The organism is Vibrio variabilis, from assembly GCF_003263785.1.
In the GTDB taxonomy this organism is placed as follows: domain Bacteria; phylum Pseudomonadota; class Gammaproteobacteria; order Enterobacterales; family Vibrionaceae; genus Vibrio; species Vibrio variabilis.
The window spans coordinates 1-18876 of record NZ_JYJK01000120.1 but is presented as its reverse complement, the minus strand read 5'-3'; the positions used below and the strand labels follow the sequence as shown (position 1 = coordinate 18876).

At 44.3% G+C, this 18876-nt stretch carries 19 protein-coding genes and 4 pseudogenes; 17 read left to right on the top strand and 6 right to left on the bottom strand.

All coding sequences use genetic code 11. The features are described from left to right. Positions 1-119 precede the first annotated feature (119 nt). The 3 genes from TZ48_RS20150 to TZ48_RS20140 all read left to right on the top strand — a co-directional run bounded on the left by TZ48_RS20150 (position 120) and on the right by TZ48_RS20140 (position 3038). Positions 120-1457, top strand: coding sequence for a Na+/H+ antiporter NhaC family protein (locus TZ48_RS20150; protein ID WP_112480434.1), 1338 nt, complete (start codon positions 120-122; stop codon positions 1455-1457). A gap of 269 nt (positions 1458-1726) precedes the next feature. Beyond that, positions 1727-2320 (top strand): GNAT family N-acetyltransferase, encoded by a 594-nt coding sequence (locus TZ48_RS20145; RefSeq protein WP_112480433.1) that lies wholly within the window; start codon positions 1727-1729, stop codon positions 2318-2320. 166 nt (positions 2321-2486) lie between these two features. After that, positions 2487-3038, top strand: coding sequence for a hypothetical protein (locus TZ48_RS20140; protein ID WP_112480432.1), 552 nt, complete (start codon positions 2487-2489; stop codon positions 3036-3038). A gap of 39 nt (positions 3039-3077) precedes the next feature. On the opposite strand, the gene TZ48_RS20135 is transcribed toward TZ48_RS20140, so the two are convergent. The 4 genes from TZ48_RS20135 to TZ48_RS20120 all read right to left on the bottom strand — a co-directional run bounded on the left by TZ48_RS20135 (position 3078) and on the right by TZ48_RS20120 (position 6405). After that, entirely contained in the window at positions 3078-4532 is a 1455-nt protein-coding gene (locus TZ48_RS20135) for a phospholipase D-like domain-containing protein (protein ID WP_112480431.1), read from the bottom strand. 46 nt (positions 4533-4578) lie between these two features. Further along, positions 4579-4866: a hypothetical protein gene (locus tag TZ48_RS20130; protein WP_162674677.1), complete on the bottom strand. Its 288-nt coding sequence runs from the start codon at positions 4864-4866 to the stop codon at positions 4579-4581. Between the two features lie 43 nt (positions 4867-4909). Then, a complete protein-coding gene (locus TZ48_RS20125; protein WP_112480429.1) occupies positions 4910-5344 on the bottom strand; it encodes a hypothetical protein in 435 nt (144 codons plus the stop codon). Between the two features lie 224 nt (positions 5345-5568). Next, complete coding sequence (locus TZ48_RS20120) at positions 5569-6405, bottom strand: LysR family transcriptional regulator (RefSeq protein WP_239671006.1); 837 nt, start codon at positions 6403-6405, stop codon at positions 5569-5571. A gap of 332 nt (positions 6406-6737) precedes the next feature. On the opposite strand from TZ48_RS20120, the pseudogene TZ48_RS20115 reads away from it, so the two are divergent. The 14 genes and pseudogenes from TZ48_RS20115 (at position 6738) to TZ48_RS20050 (ending at position 17405) form a co-directional block, all read left to right on the top strand. Beyond that, positions 6738-8320: pseudogene (locus TZ48_RS20115) on the top strand (hypothetical protein). Between the two features lie 37 nt (positions 8321-8357). Further along, complete coding sequence (locus TZ48_RS20110) at positions 8358-9530, top strand: patatin-like phospholipase family protein (RefSeq protein WP_112480428.1); 1173 nt, start codon at positions 8358-8360, stop codon at positions 9528-9530. A 101-nt stretch (positions 9531-9631) separates the two neighbouring features. Beyond that, positions 9632-10858: a BamA/TamA family outer membrane protein gene (locus TZ48_RS20105; protein WP_239671003.1), complete on the top strand. Its 1227-nt coding sequence runs from the start codon at positions 9632-9634 to the stop codon at positions 10856-10858. Then, the gene (locus TZ48_RS20100; protein WP_112480427.1) at positions 10849-11430 is read left to right on the top strand and encodes a cation:proton antiporter; all 582 of its coding nucleotides are present in this window, start codon (positions 10849-10851) and stop codon (positions 11428-11430) included. The genes TZ48_RS20105 and TZ48_RS20100 overlap by 10 nt, the downstream gene beginning before the upstream one ends. A gap of 8 nt (positions 11431-11438) precedes the next feature. Then, a pseudogene (locus TZ48_RS26515) lies at positions 11439-11911 on the top strand (cation:proton antiporter domain-containing protein); the annotation flags it as partial. A gap of 42 nt (positions 11912-11953) precedes the next feature. Beyond that, the gene (locus TZ48_RS20090) at positions 11954-12511 is read left to right on the top strand and encodes an NAD-binding protein (protein ID WP_420822971.1); all 558 of its coding nucleotides are present in this window, start codon (positions 11954-11956) and stop codon (positions 12509-12511) included. 152 nt (positions 12512-12663) lie between these two features. After that, positions 12664-14676 (top strand): carboxylesterase family protein, encoded by a 2013-nt coding sequence (locus TZ48_RS20085; protein WP_112480424.1) that lies wholly within the window; start codon positions 12664-12666, stop codon positions 14674-14676. A 67-nt stretch (positions 14677-14743) separates the two neighbouring features. Further along, positions 14744-15131 (top strand): annotated as a pseudogene (locus TZ48_RS25540) (HD domain-containing protein); the annotation flags it as partial. Then, positions 15098-15349 (top strand): TIGR03643 family protein, encoded by a 252-nt coding sequence (locus TZ48_RS20075; RefSeq protein WP_112480423.1) that lies wholly within the window; start codon positions 15098-15100, stop codon positions 15347-15349. The pseudogene TZ48_RS25540 and the gene TZ48_RS20075, both read left to right, overlap by 34 nt. A gap of 44 nt (positions 15350-15393) precedes the next feature. After that, positions 15394-15711 carry a DUF4144 family protein gene (locus tag TZ48_RS20070; RefSeq protein ID WP_112480422.1) on the top strand — a complete coding sequence of 106 codons (318 nt, stop codon included), beginning with the start codon at positions 15394-15396 and terminating at the stop codon, positions 15709-15711. Between the two features lie 64 nt (positions 15712-15775). Then, entirely contained in the window at positions 15776-15997 is a 222-nt protein-coding gene (locus TZ48_RS20065) for a VF530 family protein (RefSeq protein ID WP_005472135.1), read from the top strand. Between the two features lie 65 nt (positions 15998-16062). Further along, positions 16063-16498 (top strand): annotated as a pseudogene (locus tag TZ48_RS20060) (YtoQ family protein). A gap of 38 nt (positions 16499-16536) precedes the next feature. Continuing rightward, positions 16537-16884, top strand: a complete 348-nt coding sequence (locus TZ48_RS20055) for an SH3 domain-containing protein (protein WP_112480421.1) — start codon at positions 16537-16539, stop codon at positions 16882-16884. A 32-nt stretch (positions 16885-16916) separates the two neighbouring features. Beyond that, complete coding sequence (locus TZ48_RS20050) at positions 16917-17405, top strand: GNAT family N-acetyltransferase (RefSeq protein ID WP_112480420.1); 489 nt, start codon at positions 16917-16919, stop codon at positions 17403-17405. A 169-nt stretch (positions 17406-17574) separates the two neighbouring features. Here TZ48_RS20050 and TZ48_RS20045 read toward each other — a convergent pair whose 3' ends face one another. Together TZ48_RS20045 and pdxY are read right to left on the bottom strand one after the other, a co-directional pair. Then, positions 17575-17895 carry a glycine zipper family protein gene (locus tag TZ48_RS20045; protein WP_112480419.1) on the bottom strand — a complete coding sequence of 107 codons (321 nt, stop codon included), beginning with the start codon at positions 17893-17895 and terminating at the stop codon, positions 17575-17577. Between the two features lie 10 nt (positions 17896-17905). After that, positions 17906-18763, bottom strand: a complete 858-nt coding sequence (pdxY, locus tag TZ48_RS20040) for a pyridoxal kinase PdxY (RefSeq protein WP_112480418.1) — start codon at positions 18761-18763, stop codon at positions 17906-17908. Between the last annotated feature and the right edge of the window lie 113 nt (positions 18764-18876).

Sequence of the window (18876 nt, the reverse complement as noted above, 5' to 3'; positions counted from 1 at the left end):
TTATGTGCAACTCATTTCGTTTTGTAATTAATTCTTGGACATTTGGACGTCTAGACGTTGACAAGTCTATTGGTTGAGATTAGTCTGCTCGCCTTTCTGTCATCGACGCGACTTTCAGTATGTCTACACAACATAAAACCTCTCAATCAGTTCAAGCTTCTGGCGTAGCTCTGTTACCTCTTGCATTTTTTTTAGCTCTTTTTATTGGAGTAGGTAGCTACCTATCTTGGCAAGGGGTTGAATTTGCTTTCTATCAGCTACCAGCACCGATTGCAGCGCTTCCAGCTGTGGTATTAGCAGTCTTGCTGAGTAAAGAGAAGCTTAACCGTGCTATTGAGCAGTTTTTACGTGGTGTTGGCCATCAAGACATCGTTGCAATGTGCATGATCTATTTGTTGGCTGGTGCTTTTGCTGCGGTCGCTAAAGCCTCGGGCGGCGTAGATGCAACGGTAAATCTTGGCCTTTCGGCCATCCCAACCAGTCTGATTTTGCCAGGTATTTTTCTTATTTCTGCCTTTATTGCCACCGCAATGGGTACGTCAATGGGAACAATCGCAGCTGTTGCTCCGGTTGCTCTTGGAATCGCCCAATCAGCGGGAATGAGCATTCCGTTGACGGCGGGTGTAGTGCTTAGCGGTGCGATGTTTGGCGACAACTTGTCGATTATCTCGGATACCACTATTGCAGCGACGCGCTCTCAAGGGTGTCACATGAGAGACAAGTTTAAAGAGAACGTCAAAATCGCGATTCCCGCTGCGTTAGTTGCGATGCTTATTTTTGCTTTCAATAGTTCGGCGACGACTTTACCTGAAACTGGCGATATTGAGTGGCTGAAAGTAATGCCTTATTTGGCCATTCTTGTTCTTGCGGTATCGGGTTTGAATGTGTTCGTTGTGTTGACTGTCGGTATTTTGCTTGCTGGTGGAGTGAGTTTGCTCTCTGTTGATGACTACAGTCTAACGACACTCGGCCAAGATATTTACACTGGTTTTGGTAATATGCAGGAAATCTTCCTGTTATCGATGCTAATTGGCGGTTTGAGTGAGCTGATGCGCCAGCAAGGTGGATTGGCATTTTTAACTAAGCTAGTGAGTCGAGCTATTCGAACTTTTGGCTCGACCCATGATAAAACGTCAAGCCGAAGAGCAAGTGAGTTTGGTATCGCTGGTTTGGTTTCAATGGTCAACTTCTGTACGGCGAACAACACCGTGGCGATTATTGTGTCGGGCAGTGTGGCTAAAGAGTTGGCCGATGAGTATCAAGTCGCGCCAAAGCGTTCGGCAAGTCTTCTAGATATCTACTCTTGTGTAATCCAAGGGCTGCTTCCGTACGGTGCTCAGGTACTATTGCTAGGCTCGGTATTTAACTTATCGCCATTAGATATCATCTCAAATTCTTACTATTGTTTTGCTCTTGCGATAGCGGCTGTCGTGGCAATTTTCCTCAAACGTTCTTAGGTACAGATACAAAGGCGGCTTGTTAAATTGGAAATGCTGCTTGTTGCTGCAAATGATTATCCATAATTCCTTTGCGATACATTTAGTAACAAAAGGTAGGGCATTGGCTAATATTGAAAGAGTGTTGTGATTTGGTTAGCGAGTGGTCAAATGCATCATCGGATGATTGACAAAGTGTTTTACACGTAAGTAACCTAAACGGGTGACAATTCAAGACTAGCAAGCGGAAAGTTGTACTTGCTAACCCATATTAGCCAAGAGGAAGTAGCATGTCTGAATTACAAATTATTAAAGCCGACTACACTGCCGTGTCTGATCTGTGTGCCATGTTCTTAGATGCCTACGCAGATAACGAAGCAATGCAAGCCGCACTGCGCCAAGATGAAGTGGCAGACTTTGCCCATGATTGTTACTGGCGTTGGGCAGTGGGTGAATGGGGACTTGCTGGTGGTGAAGTTTACACAACACCTGAAAGAGATGGCTGCGTTATCATGCGCCCGCCAGGCACTCATCAACCTGATGTCATGCAGAAAATGGAAGTGTTATCTATTGTTACTCGCATGATGGGCTCTAACCGAATCGAAATTGCTAAAGAAGTGTGTGAACAAATGCTTGCTGTACCACCAATGCAAGATTGTTACTGGCTATGGGGCTTGGGTGTCTCTCCGAAAGCAGGCGGCAAAGGTTTAGCAAGTGCACTGATTAAAACGGTCACTGATCAAGCCGATGCGGCGGGCAAGCCAACTTACGTCGTTGCCTCAAGTGAAAAGGTCGTGAAGACGTTTGAACGACGTGGTTTTGAAGTCCTTTCTAAGAGCGAAAACTTCCCTTACTGGTTTATGTTACGCCCAGTTCAAGGTTAAACGAATATTGATGAAAAACGCGCTAGTGAAGCTAGCGCGTTTTTTTATGCCAAAATTGCGAGAGACAGTATAGAAACAGACCAACCTTTTCGGCTATTCAAACAGGTGTGGTAGCGTTGTTTGACTTAAATATGGCTTTTTTTCAATCTGTTAAGGTAGGTTTTCATTGCTTAAGTATACAACGGTACTCTTTATCCCATTACTTTTGACTGGTCTAGTTGGTTGTAAAGACAATCACGAGCTGCATCAAAACCCACCGCAATACATCACAGATCAAATTGACCCATATATGCCGTTGGCACTGGAGTTTGTTAAGAATAACGAAAGGCGTGCGCTAGAAAATGGTGTGCCATTATTGCCGCAGTATATGGACATTGCCCAGCGTGTGGGTATAAAGCATCCCGAGAAGGTTAGGGTATTGTATGTTGATGAACTGCCCATGCCCCAAAATGAATCTCTAAAGTTTCAAATGGAGCGATTAGGGCTAGATTCGCCATACTTAGTTGGGATGACGTATGGCTATGGTATTTACATTAAGCATGCAGCAAAGGGTGATAAGCTGTTACTGTCCCATGAATTAATCCATGTGCGTCAATCAGAGGAGCTTGGCCTAGAAGGTATTACCCGCGAATACTTTTTGCAGTTGAAGATATTTGGTTATCGAGAATCGCCAATTGAGATTGAGGCGTATAACAATGCCTCCAAATACTTAGAGTGATGCCATTGAAGGGCGCGCTAGGATAGCCTAGCGCGTTTACTAGAGTTCATTTTCGATATTGATGGCTCGGTAAAGCTTGTCAAAAACTTTGCTTGAACCACTATAATTAGGGTCTTTGGTTTTCAGTTGATTCCCGCGAGTCCATTCCAATTTGCCTTGGCTATTTTTCTCGACTTTCCAATACAAGCTCTTGTCTCCAAGGAGGTAGTGCTCTAACTGCCGCGCAAACTCTTCACTTTCGATCATGACTCCAAACTCTAAGTTCAAAAAGTCTGAGCGAGGGTCGAAGTTTGAAGACCCGATATAGCTCAGTTGGTTGTCGAGAATAAACGCCTTGTTATGGTAGTGCCCTTTACGAGTATTTACGTTTTTCAAGTGTATCGCATGGGTATCGTATTCGTAGATATTTACCCCTTTATCAAGCAGCTCTTCTCTATGTTTTTGATAATAGGCTGGAACAAAGCCTGAGTCGTTTGAAGCCATAGAGTTAGTGACCAATGTGATGTCAGCACCATGGTTAACAAAGTCGTCTACGACTTTAAAGCCATCTTCATTGGGTAACATGTATGGTGTGGAAATCACCAGTTTCTGCTTTGCACTTGGATAGCGATAAACGAAATGCTCGATACGATGACGAAAATAAGGCATTGAATCATCTAGTTTTTCTGCTGAGTCGAAAATGGGAGTCAGCTTAGCTGCCACATAGTTTGGCTCTTGCAATGCGCTAACTCTTGTTTCGATGTCAGCAATGACATCTTGCTTTTTCTTTGTAATATTTTCAAAGGTGCGTTTGAACGAGGCTAAAGGTTGCTTGTCCTTAGTATCGATTAGATATTCGATATCTGATGTGTATGAAGCAATCCAATGCTCTGTGAAATTTCTTTCGAAATCCTCAGCAACATCACCTTGAACCAATATGTCTAAATCAAAGAAGTTATTCTTTGGCTTATAGCTAAAGTAGTCATCACCAATATTTCTTCCGCCAAGTATTAAGGTTTCTCCGTCTATGTTCATGTACTTCTCATGCAAACGGTGATCCAGGCTTTTTTGATGCTTCTGAAAATCGAACGCTCGAGTCAACCAGCCCGCTTTGCGGGTGTTAAACGCATTAAAAATTTGGATGTCGAGGTTGTTGTGGGTTGCAGCTGATGCTAACCATGTTTCATTGAAGACAAGTAGATCGTCCAAAATGATGCGCACCTTTACGCCGCGATCCGCCGCAAGCAGGAGCTCGTTCAGAAATAGCAGGCCAGTCGTATCTTTGTTCCAAGAGAAATACTCGATGTCTATACGAGCCTTCGCATTACGAACTAAGTCAATACGCCTTGCAATTGCTTCTGGGGCACTTTCGATGAGAGCGACATTACCTTTTACGGTTTTAAATTCCCATTCATTCTGAAATTGTTCTGGGACTTTAGGTTGTGGGGTAGCGCACCCGGCAAGAGCAAGCAAGGTTAGACTGACAACCGCGAGTTTTGAGTTAAAAAATGGCATGGTTCAATACCTTTGCTAAGGTTGAATCCATTCAACAGTCGATGAATTATTGGATGTCTTTCCACCTTCTCGGCACATTTAATGACGGCTTTTTTACTTGCTTAGGCGGTTCGACATCAGCTGTAGCTTCTAAAGCACAGGATTCGCCTTTACGCTGAACGATAAAAAATCGAACCTCGTTGGTTTGATAAGTGCAATATCTAAGCTCGTCTTTGATGTACCAGTTCACTAAAGGCGCCTGGATTCGCCATGCTGAATCACTAGCAGCATAGCCAGACAACGGAAATACAATCGCCAAAAAAACGAAGAGTTTTGTATAAAGTTGTGTGTTCATTTGGGGATTGATAGCCCTGAATTAACAGGGCTATATGTTGTGATTATTTGTACTCGATAACTTTCGCCACGTACTCAACCATGTCTGAATTACCGATGACATTTTGGTAAAAGTCGACAGAGAAGTATTTCGGCTCATCACGTTCAATATGTTTAACAATGTTTTTTGATAGCTGGTTTGCATTCATAGCACTGTAAACATGGAACTTTTTAACTTGCTGCAAGCCCATTTCTTGTGCTTCTTTACTTGAAATGAAGCGCTCTTTAAAGTCTTGCTCAAGTGTGCCTGTATATGTGATGTACTCAAAGTTTGGTGTTTCATCGGTAACGACATACATATCGACAGTGTTGTCTACTTGCTCTAGGTGGCTCATTTCTTCGTTAATAATATCTAGGTTCGTTTTGTGGCTATGGTGTGGCTGAGCAAATGCAGTAGCAGAAACGGCAGCGATCATTGCAGGAATAAGTAGTTTTTTCATGTGTTCCTCTCGAAAGGGTGTGTTGTTTCGTTGGAGAGGATATTAACGGTAGGGATTTGAAACGTTTAATCGCGTTTGAAGGATGGAACCCTCAGCAAGTGGCAGAGGGCTTTTCGATCATCTTTTTGTGTATTAGTCTGAAATGTCTTGAAGCTTGAGTGCATTTTTGTTTACTACTTCGACGTAGGAAACCAAAGCACTGACAATCTCAGAATGTATGGTTCTTAAGTGTTTTGAGTGCGGTGACCATACGGCCATCGGCACCCTAAAATGCTCATGAACGACAGAATCTCAATTTCAACTATATCGCCAGGATCGAAATCCGTGTAGGTGACCAGTCTAGGGAGGAGGCCCCAGCCGACACCGTCTTTGACAAGCTGTATCGCTAAAGTAAGCTGATCAACCGCTTCACAATCGGAAGAAAGAACAATCTTGTCCTCCATTTTATCTTCAATCATTCCCCTAAGAACAATTTGTTTACTTGATTTAAGCGTTCCCCACCTTTGTTCTTTTGGTATAGAGTGAATTTCATGGCTCTTAGACGCAAAAAGACCGAATGAAATATTGTTAACAAGGGTTGAGTCAAAACTGCCAATAACATTTCTACTATCCACATTCACTAGACCAAACTGAATGGTGTCGTTGATAATCCCTTCACGAATAGTTTCTCTATTACGGATGATCATGTTGACCTTCATAGAAGGATGTAATTCTTGAAGTTTCTTTCTAACGGCACTGAGCGCTTTAGGAGGTAAAAAACTCGTGTAGGCTATGGTGATTGATTCAAGCTCACCAAATGACAAACTAAGCGCAAGCTTATCGAATGAGCGAGCCTGTTCAATGACCTGCTTTGCATACCGATAAAGTAGAGTTGCATCTTCAGTCGGTTGCGCAGTTCTTCCCACTCTTTCAAAGAGTTCTACTGCCAACTCATCCTCTAAATTGCTGATTACTTGTCCAATTGTCGTTCTGTGTTTGTCGAGTGCTTGCGCAGCTTTACTGAACGATCCTTGTTCGTACACCGCAACAAAACTCTGTAGCTGTTCAATGCTGAAGTTCATATACGTCTCAATATAGTAGTTGTGCCGGAGAAGCCTAGCATCTCAATTAAGAGAAGAGATGGGTAAATTACCGATAACATTGTAATGGTTTGTTTCAGTATAGGTGTGAGGATTGGGTCCTTCAAACGCGATTAATTGGTTTTTCAAAACTGGTTAATAATTCTCCTCGTTGAGACAGCAACCCCAGAAAACTTAGCACGCATTTTCGTTATCTTTTTGTGCCTCTGGCATTGAGCTTCTCAAACGTTCCCGTGATTACAAGGAGTTACACACGCAATCTGAATACTGGCGACGGTTTATAGACTTGGACCCGCCGAACTAGGTTATTCAAAATGCTAAAGCTGAAAACACTATCTCGCGCGACTGCGATGTTATTACTGCCTCTTGCTATTACAACCAATGCCTTTGCTAAAGAGCAACCAACAACAATTGATAATAGCGAAGTCGATATTTTAGAACAGTACGGGGTGCCAAAATACCTTCCAAAGCTGGCGATTAGTTCAATGCTTCAAGGCGACCATGTTGTTGAACATGCGCGTAAAACCGAGACACTTGATGGGGTAAGTGTCGATAATGAAGTGTATTTGGTTCAAACGACAGATACGAAAGGCAACATCGACCTGCGTATTAAATATGACCCTTCTAAGGTCGATGAGAATACCGATCTTATTGAAAATATTGAGAACATCACTAAGGCCGAATACAAGCTCCGTCAATATGCAGAAATGTACGATAAAAACTCGGTGGTTGTCACAGAGCTAGATAATGGTGATCTTGAGATTGAGTTTAATTACTCAAAGTACACTCTTCCACAAGATATTGCTTATTTTCGTTTTATGCGCGGAAAATTATTGCTGTCTGATGGTCAGCCTGTGTCACTTATTGTGACAAATAACTCCCCGTTTAATCAGGGCGATTACGCGATTGAGACATATAAGCAAATGACATTCTTCGACAATCTGCCGAACGGTCGAGTTGTGGTCAACAAAAAGATCATTACCGCTGAAGGTAAGAAAAAGAAGAAAGATCTTAACTTGGAAATCGAACTGACACCGGTCGTTTATTACGACGAAGACCTAGGCGCCGTTGTTCAGGACGAGCCGTTACTGTCAGAAGTGTCAGACCCTCGCATGCGAGAAGAATATGTAAAGCTAGATAGAACATTTCCGCTGATGGCTGACATGGTTCGTCGTCAAGGTATTGATGTCCCGCTGCCATTTGGTATCTCAGCGTCATATCGACGTCAGGACATGGATTTCAACTTCACTGATTTCAACATTGGTGGTTTGCAATTAGAAGGCATTGTTGATCCAGAGAATACGATTGCTCACGTGACAGCTGAGTCTTATACCGTGCGTGGCGATGTAAACATCTTACCGTTTTGGAACGTGTTTGGTTATGTCGGTCAAATCGACGTAGATGCAATGGTCGATGCACAAACACAACCAATCAATATTATTGGGCCAATTGGTCTCGACCCAATCAACTTTAGCGTACCGGTCAAACTTCAGTATGACTTGATTGGTGTAGGTACGACGTTGAGTATGGGGTACAAGCAACTATTTGCCTCAGTTACCGCAACTTACTCAAAGACTCGTCTCAAAGGCTCAACCGCAGATTGGGGGATGGCATTGTCACCGCACAGCCAATGCTGGGGTATCAGTTTGCTGACTGGCGTGCACAGTTCTTTGTTGGTGCGGAATACCAAGCTCTTAAACCAAGTATGACTGGAGACTTGGGCCCTGCGTTGGGGTGGGATACGAGTCTTGAATATGACGTAGGTGTGAACCTAAACAAATGGGCTTACATGGTCGGTTTTAACAAGCAAATTGGTAAACACTACAACATGACTTTCCTTTATAACAAAGGTGAAACCCGTAACTCATTCACAGTTAACCTCGGTTACCGTTTCTAATCGAGCTTGGACCTACGTTTATTTAAGAGATATCGCAATGACAACGAAAAAATATTCGATTGTGCTTATGGCACTGGTTTTGAGCGCTTGTTCATCACAACATGCTTTGGAAGACCGAGTAACAAAAGAAAATTACGCAGAAGTTAACCTTCAACACTCAGAGCAATTCAAAGGCGAAGAACCTTACCGATTTTGGGGTAACGAAGGTCCAGAGTTTTTATTAGAAAACCAATATCAGCCTACTGCGATTACCGTAAATGGCGACAGAATGAGCATTCTTGCCCTATCTGGTGGAGGCGCCAATGGCGCCTTTGGCGCTGGTGTAGTCAATGGTCTTTATGATGCAGGAAAGCTTCCAGACTACTCGATTGTAACCGGAGTAAGTGCCGGTGCGCTTATTGCCCCGTTTGTTTTCACCGGTGGTGAGGATATACACAAACTTCGCGACGTTATGTTGAGCCTAGACGATCGAGAAGTTCTGGGTAAAAAGAACTTCCTGAATACGATCTTTAAAGATGCTTTTACTAACGGTAAAAGCCTGCTTGAGCTCATGGAAACCACTTACAGCGATGAGATGATTGCAAAAATTTCAGAGCAGCATCGCTTAGGTAAGCGCTTATTCATCGGTACGACTCATTTTGATTCAGGCAAGCAAATTACTTGGAACTTAGGTGAAATAGCAGCCAGTGAACTACCAAATAAAACGCAGCTAATCCACCAAATATTAGCTGCCAGTGCCTCGATCCCGGGAGTATTTCCGCCACAGTTCATTAACGTTGAATACGAAGGCAAAACGCTTGAGGAATTGCATGTTGACGGTGGTCTCACGTTCCAAATGTTTTTCGACCCATCAAACTTTGACTACGGCAAGTTGAGTGAAGCGATGGGTTTGGAACAGGCACCTCAAGTACATGTTATTCGAAACGGTACGCTTGAGCCGGGTTATAAGCAAGTAAAAGACAAGGGCATGGATCTGTTGTCGCGCAGTCTTAGCAACTTAACACTGCAGCAAACCCGCGGAGACATGTATCGCATGCTCTATATGAGCGAAAGGAACGACTATGACATAGCGTTTACTTATGTGGATACGTCGTTTAAAGCTCATAAAAAGGGTAAAAAGATGTTTGATGCTGAGTACATGAACAACCTTTACAACTATGGCTACCGCAAAGCACAAGGTGAAACCTTGTGGGTAACAGAAGCACCTTAACGAACCAAAAATAACAACATTTCAATTTTGGCTCGATTAATACCAAACGGGAACAGTTTGAGCGGTATTAGTCGGGTCTTTTTTAATCGGCGATCTTCCCCATGATTAAATTCAACACACACTCTTCGACAGCGGCACTATTTGCATTTTCCATTTTTGCGAGTCCTTTTAGTGGTGCAATGATTGATCCACAAGACGGATACTTAGACATGGGTGATTACCTAGCGAACAATGCCTATGGTTTTTTGCCTGTTCCTATTGTCATTACCGAACCCGCAATTGGTGTGGGTGGTGGAATGTTGGGCATGTTTCTTCATGAATCAGATGAGGAGCGTGCAAAACGCAAGCAGCACGCACTAACATCACTTGATGGAGGCGCTCAACTGCTCGCACCAGCGATTACTGTGGCTGGCGGTGCCTACACTGACAACGGCACATGGATGGCGCTTATTGGTCATCGACATACTTGGAATGAAGACAGCATCCGTTATATCGGTGGTGCTGGGTACGGCCACGCTAACATAGATGTTTATAAGCGATTTCAAGGAGAGGGTTTACCCGGCTTTATCGAACCTTATTCGGGAACTCTTGGGGCAGGAACCGAGAGTGAAGGTTTTTTAATGAAGCAGCGAGTATCGTTTCGAATCCCAAACAGTGACCTGTTTTTAGGTGTGTCGCAAACCTATTCGAGCTTCAGCACAGCCATTGATTCACTCTCACTAGCGGTAAATGATCAAAACTTTGATTTCTCCAATCTCGGTGCGAAATTCGATAGTTCACTCTCGGCATTGGGAGTGGTGGCGGAATACGACACCAGAAATAACCTATTTTTCCCGACTCAAGGCTCGTCTGTCGTTGCAGAATATTTGGTTTACGATTCTGCTTTAGGCAGCGATTTTGATTACGCGACATTTGAGGTCGATGCCTATCAATACCTGCCAGTAAATAAGCATTTAACTTTGGCGTTTGCTGGTTCATACAGCTCTCTCAACACCGACGAAAGTTATCTACCACCTTTGGCAAGACCCTATATCAATATGCGAGGTGTAGCGGCTTATAAGTATCAGGGCGATGAAGTGAGTACGTTACAAGCTCAGGCGATGTGGCATTTGAACCATCGTTGGACTATCAACGCCTTTTATGGCGTTGGTTCAACCGCAGAGGAACACAGTGAGCTGTTTGAAGATACGGTCGATGCCTATGGCGTTGGCTTTCGCTATCAGATTGCGCGCCGTTACGGCATTCACGTAGGTGTCGATGTGGCTTCAGTGAGGATCAAGGCACAGCTTACTTCCAAGTTGGTACGGGGTTCTAAACGATGGACATGAACAGCTTCTTAATGACCGCGGCCATGGCGTTTCTGATCATTGGTTGCTGCGTTGCACTGTGTGTCCGTCTTAACGTCGGCTCAGTAGTAGGCTTTATTATTGCCGGAGCAATTTTAGGCCCCAACACACCGGGCTTAGTCGCTTCTAATAATGTCGAAACGCTTCAATCCATAGCAGATTTTGGTGTTGTGTTGTTTCTATTTACTCTGGGTCTTGAGATGCGACCAAAGCAGCTCTGGAGTATGCGCAAAACGCTTTTGCTGCAGGGAATGGGCCAAGTCGCGCTAACGGGCGCATGCTTTACTATTATCGCGAGCCTATTTGCTGTTTCTTGGGAAGTGGGATTGGTTCTTGGTTTGATCCTTGCCCAATCTTCGACTGCGGTTGTGGTCAGTATGCTCGCCGACAAGCACGAACTGGGAACCTCCCATGGGAAGAACATTTTTGCCAATCTAATGGGGCAGGATATGAGTATTGTTTTGGTGATGGGGATCATTCCCATTCTTGCTCATAGCAAAGTCGAAGATCAGGTGGGGTTACTCGAAAAAAGTTTGGTCTTTGTAGCGTCATAACCCTGATTGTGTTGTTGGCCAGGTTTGTGTTGCCCAAGTTACTTGTATGGAGTGCAAAACTGCGAAGCAAAGAAGCCTTTGTACTGATGCTTGCAAGTGCCATCCTGTTGACAGTTCTCTGTTCACAGCAAGCGGGACTATCTGAAACCTTGGGCGTCTTCTTGCTGGGTATGTTGCTCTCCGATTCGGAGTTCAAACACATACTGGAGGAGGTCGTCGCGCCAATTAAAGGCATTTTAATGTCTCTGTTCTTCTTGGCGGTAGCATGTCGATTGATCCAAATATCATCACCGGTCACCCCGTCCTGATTTTGGGGCTGCTGGTCATGACCATCCTAGTTAAATTCTTGGTTTTCTTTGGGCTCACAATCATAGATCGCAAAGGCAAATTAGTGGCAACCAAAACGGCGTTCGCCCTTGCTCAAGTTGGTGAGTTTGCGTTTGTACTGTTTGGCGTCGCTCAAGCGTTTGAGCTTTTGTCTCCACAAACGGTCTCAATTGGTTTTGTTGTGATTAGTTTGAGCATGATAGCGACACCTTGGTTGTACGAGTTCGGAAAGAGAATTTGTGACGCCCTCATTACTCAGCAAGAACAACGACTTGAAGACGGTTCATCGCGTAGCGAACTCGTTGTAGTGGGTTTAGATGAGGTTGGCAGGCTTGTTTGTATGATGGCTGAAAAAGCGGGTATCAGTTATGTCGGTTATGATCTGGATTATGACCGCGTCAGTCGTTCTAAAGCGCTGAATCTCAATGCTCACTTTGGGGACATTCTTTCGATAAAAACACAACAGCGGTCGGGGCTGAAGTTTGCTCAAGCGTCATTTATTTCAGTGACGGAGTCTGTGAGATTAAGGAAGATAGCTCGAGCATTGTGCCGCTATAAAGCACTAGAAATCTACGCCAGGACAAACTCAAAGCAAGATGAACGATACTTGGGTGAGCTGGGTGTAAAGCATGCGAGCTCAGTTTATATCGAAAGTACCATTAGTAAGGGGCGAGAGTTACTCAGTGATTTTAATGTTGAAGAAAAACGCATTGCTGAAATTGCCAAGGAGCTTAGGGAAGAACTCGTTAGATAGATTTATCTGCATGGAAAAGAGGTGATGATTGTGTCCTTCAAACGCGATTCACGTAATTTAAAATCAGCTCATAAAATGACCAAACTTAAAGAGGGTGATGTGACGTAGCCCTCGTTTATTAACTACTAAAAACACGTTGAGTAAGGTCAATCATGAATAAGTCTGTTCGTACCGCAATCTCTTTAGCTATTCCCTTAGCGCTTGCTGCCTGTGGTGGCAGCAATACCTCAAGCACGAAACCCAGTGAGCCTGAGCCGCTTAAACCGGGTCTGAGTTACCCAGTTGAAACGGAAATTGGTGACGTTACATTAGTTGGTACCAGTGAATCGGTTGTGGTACTCGACACTGGCGGCACAGAGCAAAAGGTTCGTATTGAAAGCTTTAAGGGTATCCCTTATGCGGAAGCGACTCGCTTCAATCACAGTGAAACGGTTGCTCTAGAAGATGGTTATGCCACAGAGTTTGGCGCTGTATGTCCGCAAACGGCGTTAACCGACATTCGTCAATCCGAAGAATGCCTAAATCTTAATATTTGGCGTCCTAGTAACCTAGATGCTGATCAACAAGTACCTGTATACGTGTTCATTCATGGTGGAAACTTTGAAAACGGCGCTGGCTCGGATCCGCACATTCACGGTGACAACGTAGTCGCTCAAGGACAACTCGACGGACAGCCTTTTATTGCAGTCACATTTAATTACCGTTTAGGTTTACTTGGTTCGACTTACACTGATGATCGCAAAGGTGGCAACTTTGGTATTGGTGACCAAAAACGAGCATTAGAGTGGGTTCACGATAATATCGAAAAATTTGGTGGTGATGCAGGGAAGGTAACTCTCATGGGGCAGGGCGCAGGCGCTATGTCCATTGGTATCTTGCAGCAAGCTAGTAGTGAAGATTTTGTCGCCGAAAAATACTTCCAGCGCGCAATCATGCAAAGCAACCCATACGGTTTTGAGTATAAAAGCAGCAGCAATGCAAAGTCTTTCGCGACGGTAACCGAGATGGAAAATATGTCGTTGAAGGAGATTATGGATAAGCAACAATCCATGTCTAAAGCCACATCTAAGGTTGTCGATTGGGTGTTGAGCAGTGCAGGTACAATAAACCCAATTAGCTCAAATGAGACGCCAATTTCATCGCTAATGCCGTTCGCACCCTATATTGAGTATCGTTTAAAATACGTGCAAGAAGGCTACCATTTTAAATCTCAACCTTTTGATACCGAACTAACGGTACCAACGGTTGCTGGCTTCAACGCGGCAGATGACCGAACTTTCGGCGCATTAGCGGATATTACCTTCTTAATCCCAATGGTAGTGGATTTGATCATGAATAATGATCCAGAGTTATTGGTTCAAGATGATGCAGCGCAAACAGCAGAAGCTATCGCTAGCTGGCTTAAAGAAGAGGAAAACGTTGCGTTGTTGCAAGCAGAACTGGCGACTATCGATGCAAATGATGTAAACACTCAACTCGACTTGAGCGAAATTATCAATCTTTTACCAGAAACCGCTTATGAGGCGGTCACTACTTTGTTTTACGGTCTTGGTAATACAGATGAAACAAAGACTCTACTTGGCCTTGAGGATTACGTGGCGAACTCAGAGCAAGAGCTTAGTGGCGCGCTCGACAATATGAAGCAGTTCAACCAAATGACAAACGATATGATGTTTGCAGGCCCTATTCGTAATAAGGTTGCTGCTGCGCAAGATTCTCAAATTCAGGCGACTATGTATGAGTTCAACTACCGTGGCAGTTTTAACTCATTGCCAAAAGGCAACTTGTTTAACGAGAAGGAAACGGATCTTATCCAGGTGGTTAAATCGCTGAGCTGTAGTTTCGGTACACCATGTTTTGGTTCTGAACTCCCTTTCGTTTTTAACAAGGCTGTTCGCTCAGATGGGACGACGTTTAGTGTGTCTGATAGCGATGAAGCAATGATGAGCAAGATGTCACGAGTTTGGTTTAGCGACGAGCTGTTTGAAAAAGAGCAGTACCAAAAAGGTCTGGACAATGTTTGGGTTATCGACGGAAGCGGAGCTGAAAATCCAATAAATGATTGGGACCGAATGACGAAAGGCGGCGATGATCTTCTACTTCAAGAAGGTCGCCTGCAGGGACTTGAAGACCAAGACCTGATTGGATACTACTTGGTAGATTAACTCGTTACCCAAACTTCATGAAACTAAAGGAAAAGGATGTCCTTTTGTTCACCTCAAACTCCTTGCTTCTAAATATCTCCCAGCCATACACCACTGTAGTGTTGCCCATAGCTTTAGCGCCAATATTGCTCCACAAACTTTGAAAGCCAAATCAGTACAGGATGCAGACCGACTTGATGCCCTTGGGGCCATTGGAATAGTACGTTGTTTGCAGGTTGGTATGCATCTAAACGTCAGTGTCTATGATGCAAACAGATTCAGCAAAACACGAGGCTGAAAAACGGACTGACTTTATGCGCTCGTTCTTGGCTCAGTTGGGGCATGAGGTGAGTGTGGAAACGAGGGTGACGGATCAACGTTGCCTGAACTTTCAAAGCCATCTCGACGTAGTACAGTTTTTGCGTTTAATGGAGAGTAATGGATGGAAGTGTCGCAAGAGGTGGAGTCTAGAATAATCGAGATGGCTTGGGAGGATAGAACCCCTTTCGAGGCTATCCGGTTGCAGTATGGAATGAACGAATCTGAGTTGATACGTTTTATGCGCACCCGACTCAAGAAGAACAGTTTCAAGTTATGGCGGGCTCGTGTTTCTGGAAGGGCGACTAAACACGCGAAATTAAGAAGTGGCAACGTCACCAGAGGGTATTGTCCTACTCAATACAAACACAGATAATTGTGATTCGTAGTCACAATACTAAACCCCCTATAGAAACCGCTATGATTCAATGGCCATGCCTGCTCAAACTCGAAGGCGACGACGAGTTGATATTTCTTGCTTCCGAAACCGAGTTAACCAAAGAGTTGGAGTCGCTAATTGCTAGTGACGAAGACATAGTGATTGATTCTGTCGGGCGCGCGTTTAGGATGGAAGAGGATTCTAGCCCTAGCGTTACCTTTGTCGCACAGCAGCACGCTTTGACGCTTGAGGATATTACAGAGCTGGTACGAGCTCATGAATTTTCATTAGCCCAAGTCTGCCTGACTAAGATACAGTTCAACTCCATCAGCGAAGCGATTCAGGCGCTTCGTAATTAATCTGCAGTGGGCGGACGTGTATTCTGGTACACTGCCGCCCGTTAAATTAATTTAGGTAGAGAACATGAGTCAAGAGCAGCCAAACAACCCACTACACGGTTTAACACTAGAAAAAATCTTAGTGCGCCTTCAAGAACATTACGGTTGGGAAGGCTTGGATGCGGAAATCCAGATCAACTGTTTTTACAACAATCCGTCTATTAAGTCCTCTCTTAAATTTTTACGCCGAACCCAGTGGGCAAGAGATAAAGTAGAAGCCCTTTACATCGATACTTTCTGTAAGTAACCCCCATTGCTCTGTAGGTTTGTTGAGAGTAGACTGTTTTAAAAATCAATGTGTTAAAGGAGTGCGTGTTGAAAGTCTATCTATCAGGTGAAATTCACACCGATTGGCGAGAGCAGATCATCGAGGGCTGCAAAGCGAAAGGCCTTAATATTAGCTTTACGTCTGCTAACACCGATCACGAATCAAGCGATGCTGCGGGCGATGGTTTAGGCGCTGAGTCTCAACAGTTTTTGGCGCGACCACAAGTCTGCAAAAGTAAACGCAATTCGAATTCAAACGGCTATCAAAGCTTGCGATGTCGCAATTATTCGTTTTGGCGATAAGTATAAACAGTGGAATGCGGCTTTTGATGCTGGTTACTGTGCGGCGCTCGGCAAACCCTACATTACTCTCCACGATGCAAACCTAGTACATGCCCTAAAAGAGGTTGATGGCGCTGCACAAGCATGGGCAACGACGCCTGAACAGGTTGTTGATTTGTTGGCCTACGTTGTTTCTTAATTCCGTTAAACATATCTAAAGCAAGAGCAAGTCTATATATGCAGTACAAAGTGGTAAAGCATTACACAGATATACCCGAGCATCCGATTGTCGTTGTACAGGGAGAGCGACTTACTGTCGTTGAAGAATCTGATCCGCAAGGCGATTGGCCAAACTGGGTTCTTTGTCGCAGTGAAGGTAAGAAGGGGTGGGTACCTAAACAGATACTCACGATAGATGCTGATACCGCGATCGTCAAAAGTGATTACCTTGCTGTTGAGCATAGATTAGCAGTGGGTGAAATACTGATTGCTGAGTTTGAACTTAATGGTTGGATTTGGTGCGAAAAATCAGATGACAAAGGTGCTATGGGTTGGTCGCCTTTAAACCACCTTGCGCGAGTTTGATTAATCGTTTCTAACAACTTAAGGAACAACTCATGTTTCGTGAAATGACGAAAGACGATTTCGACGCGTTTTGGCCTACGTTTTCTGAGGTTATAGCGGCTCAGGAAACCTACGCTTTTGAGCCAAACATGACATTAGATCAGTCATTTGATGTTTGGTGTAAAGCGCCACTTAAAACATTCGTTTATCTAAAAGACGAAGAGATATTAGGCTCGTTTTACATCAAAGCAAATGCTGCGGGACCAAGCCGTCATATTTGTAACTGTGGTTATATGGTTTCTGAGAGTGCCAGAGGGAAGGGGATTGCACGTTTAATGTGCGAGTACTCCCAACAGATCGCTATAAAACTCGGATTTGAAGCGATGCAGTTCAACAGTGTTGTATCGACAAATACTATCGCAGTAGCGCTTTGGAAAAGTCTTGGCTTTGATATCGTGGGGACGATTCCTAGAGCCTATAAACACAGCCGCCTGGGTTATGTTGATAGCTTTGTGATGTATAAAGGGTTAGTGGAAGAGTAGAAAAAAATTGGGAATCCCTTCCCAAAGCTGGGTTGCCCCAAACGCCATGTTAATCCTTTTGAGTTCAATTACAGTACCAAGGAGCATTACGCCTTGACGAAGAGATAATATCTTTTTGAGCTGAATATCCACAATCGCGTTTGAAGGACCCAATCCTACAAGAACCGAATCAGTTTAGTACGTAGTAGCCACGGCCTTGCATACAATGACGGACAACTTGGTCTTTCTGCACCTGATATTCTTCTGCTTGATGTCTCTTTTCCGCGCCGTGTTTTAATGCGCCCCCAATCAAGCCAATTCCGGCACCTACTTGAGCCCCCTTAGTGCCGCTTCCACCTGAAATTGCACCGCCAGCGGCACCCAATGCCGCGCCTTTAGCGGTTGAGCCCAACATGTCGGAGCCCAGAGAGTTAGATTGTCCACTCTCTACGTTCTCGCTAGCGGCACTGCTCAAGCAAAGCAATGCCGCTGTAATAATGACACTCTTCATGAGCTTTTCCTTACGCTAGTTGAGTTGCACAGAAGCGATCTTTTGGATCGACAAGGCTTTGTTGAGCGGCCACAGTTTGAAGTTCCCACTCGTCACGTCGGTGGGTCTCACGAAGTACGCCATAACAAGCGTTGTTTGCATGTTCAAACGCTTTAACCGGTGAAAGCTCGCTGAGAAGGCCAGCCGTAAATAGCGCGGAAATTAAGTCACCAACACCAACAGGCTCTCGTTCAAAATCCAGGAAAGGACGCTGAACCATGTAGCAATGGCCTTCAGTCGCTAGCATCATGGTAAAGATGTTATTTGATATGCCGTGCAAGTGTTTCACCAATACAACCTTCGGCCCCATTGTGAGTGCTTTTTTGCAAGCTTTTACCGCGTCTCCGAGAGAGGTTATCTCGATCCCGGTGAACTGAGTGAGCTCAAATTGATTTGGAATAATCACATCTGCTGCAGGCATAAGATGCGTAACTAGCTCGTCAGTAATTTCCGGATCTAAGATGCAGCCTTTTTCTGAATCACCCATGACTGGATCGCAAACGTAGAGTGCATTTGGATTTTCTTTCTTTACTTTGTTTACAAGTTTTAATACTTCATGTGCCTGCGCTGCGCTGCCCATGTAACCAGACAAAATCGCTTCACAGTCTTTGAGAGCACCAATTTTGTTCAAACCAAGTGTAAGCTCCCCGATGATACTCGGGTGAAATGCGTATCCAGTCCAACCTTGTTGGTATTGTGTATGGTTTGAGAACTGAACCGTATGGATTGGCCAAACTTCAAAGCCAAGTCTTTGTAGTGGGAATACAGCAGAGCTGTTTCCAGCACGTCCATAAACGACGTGTGATTGAATAGAAATAATACCTTTCATAGCGTACTTCTTCTTTTAATCGAAAAGCGAACTGAGTGCTTTTCATGTAAAGGGAAAAATTAAGCCTCGCAGAGCGAGGCTTAAGGCTGTTTATTGAGCCATGAACTCTTGGA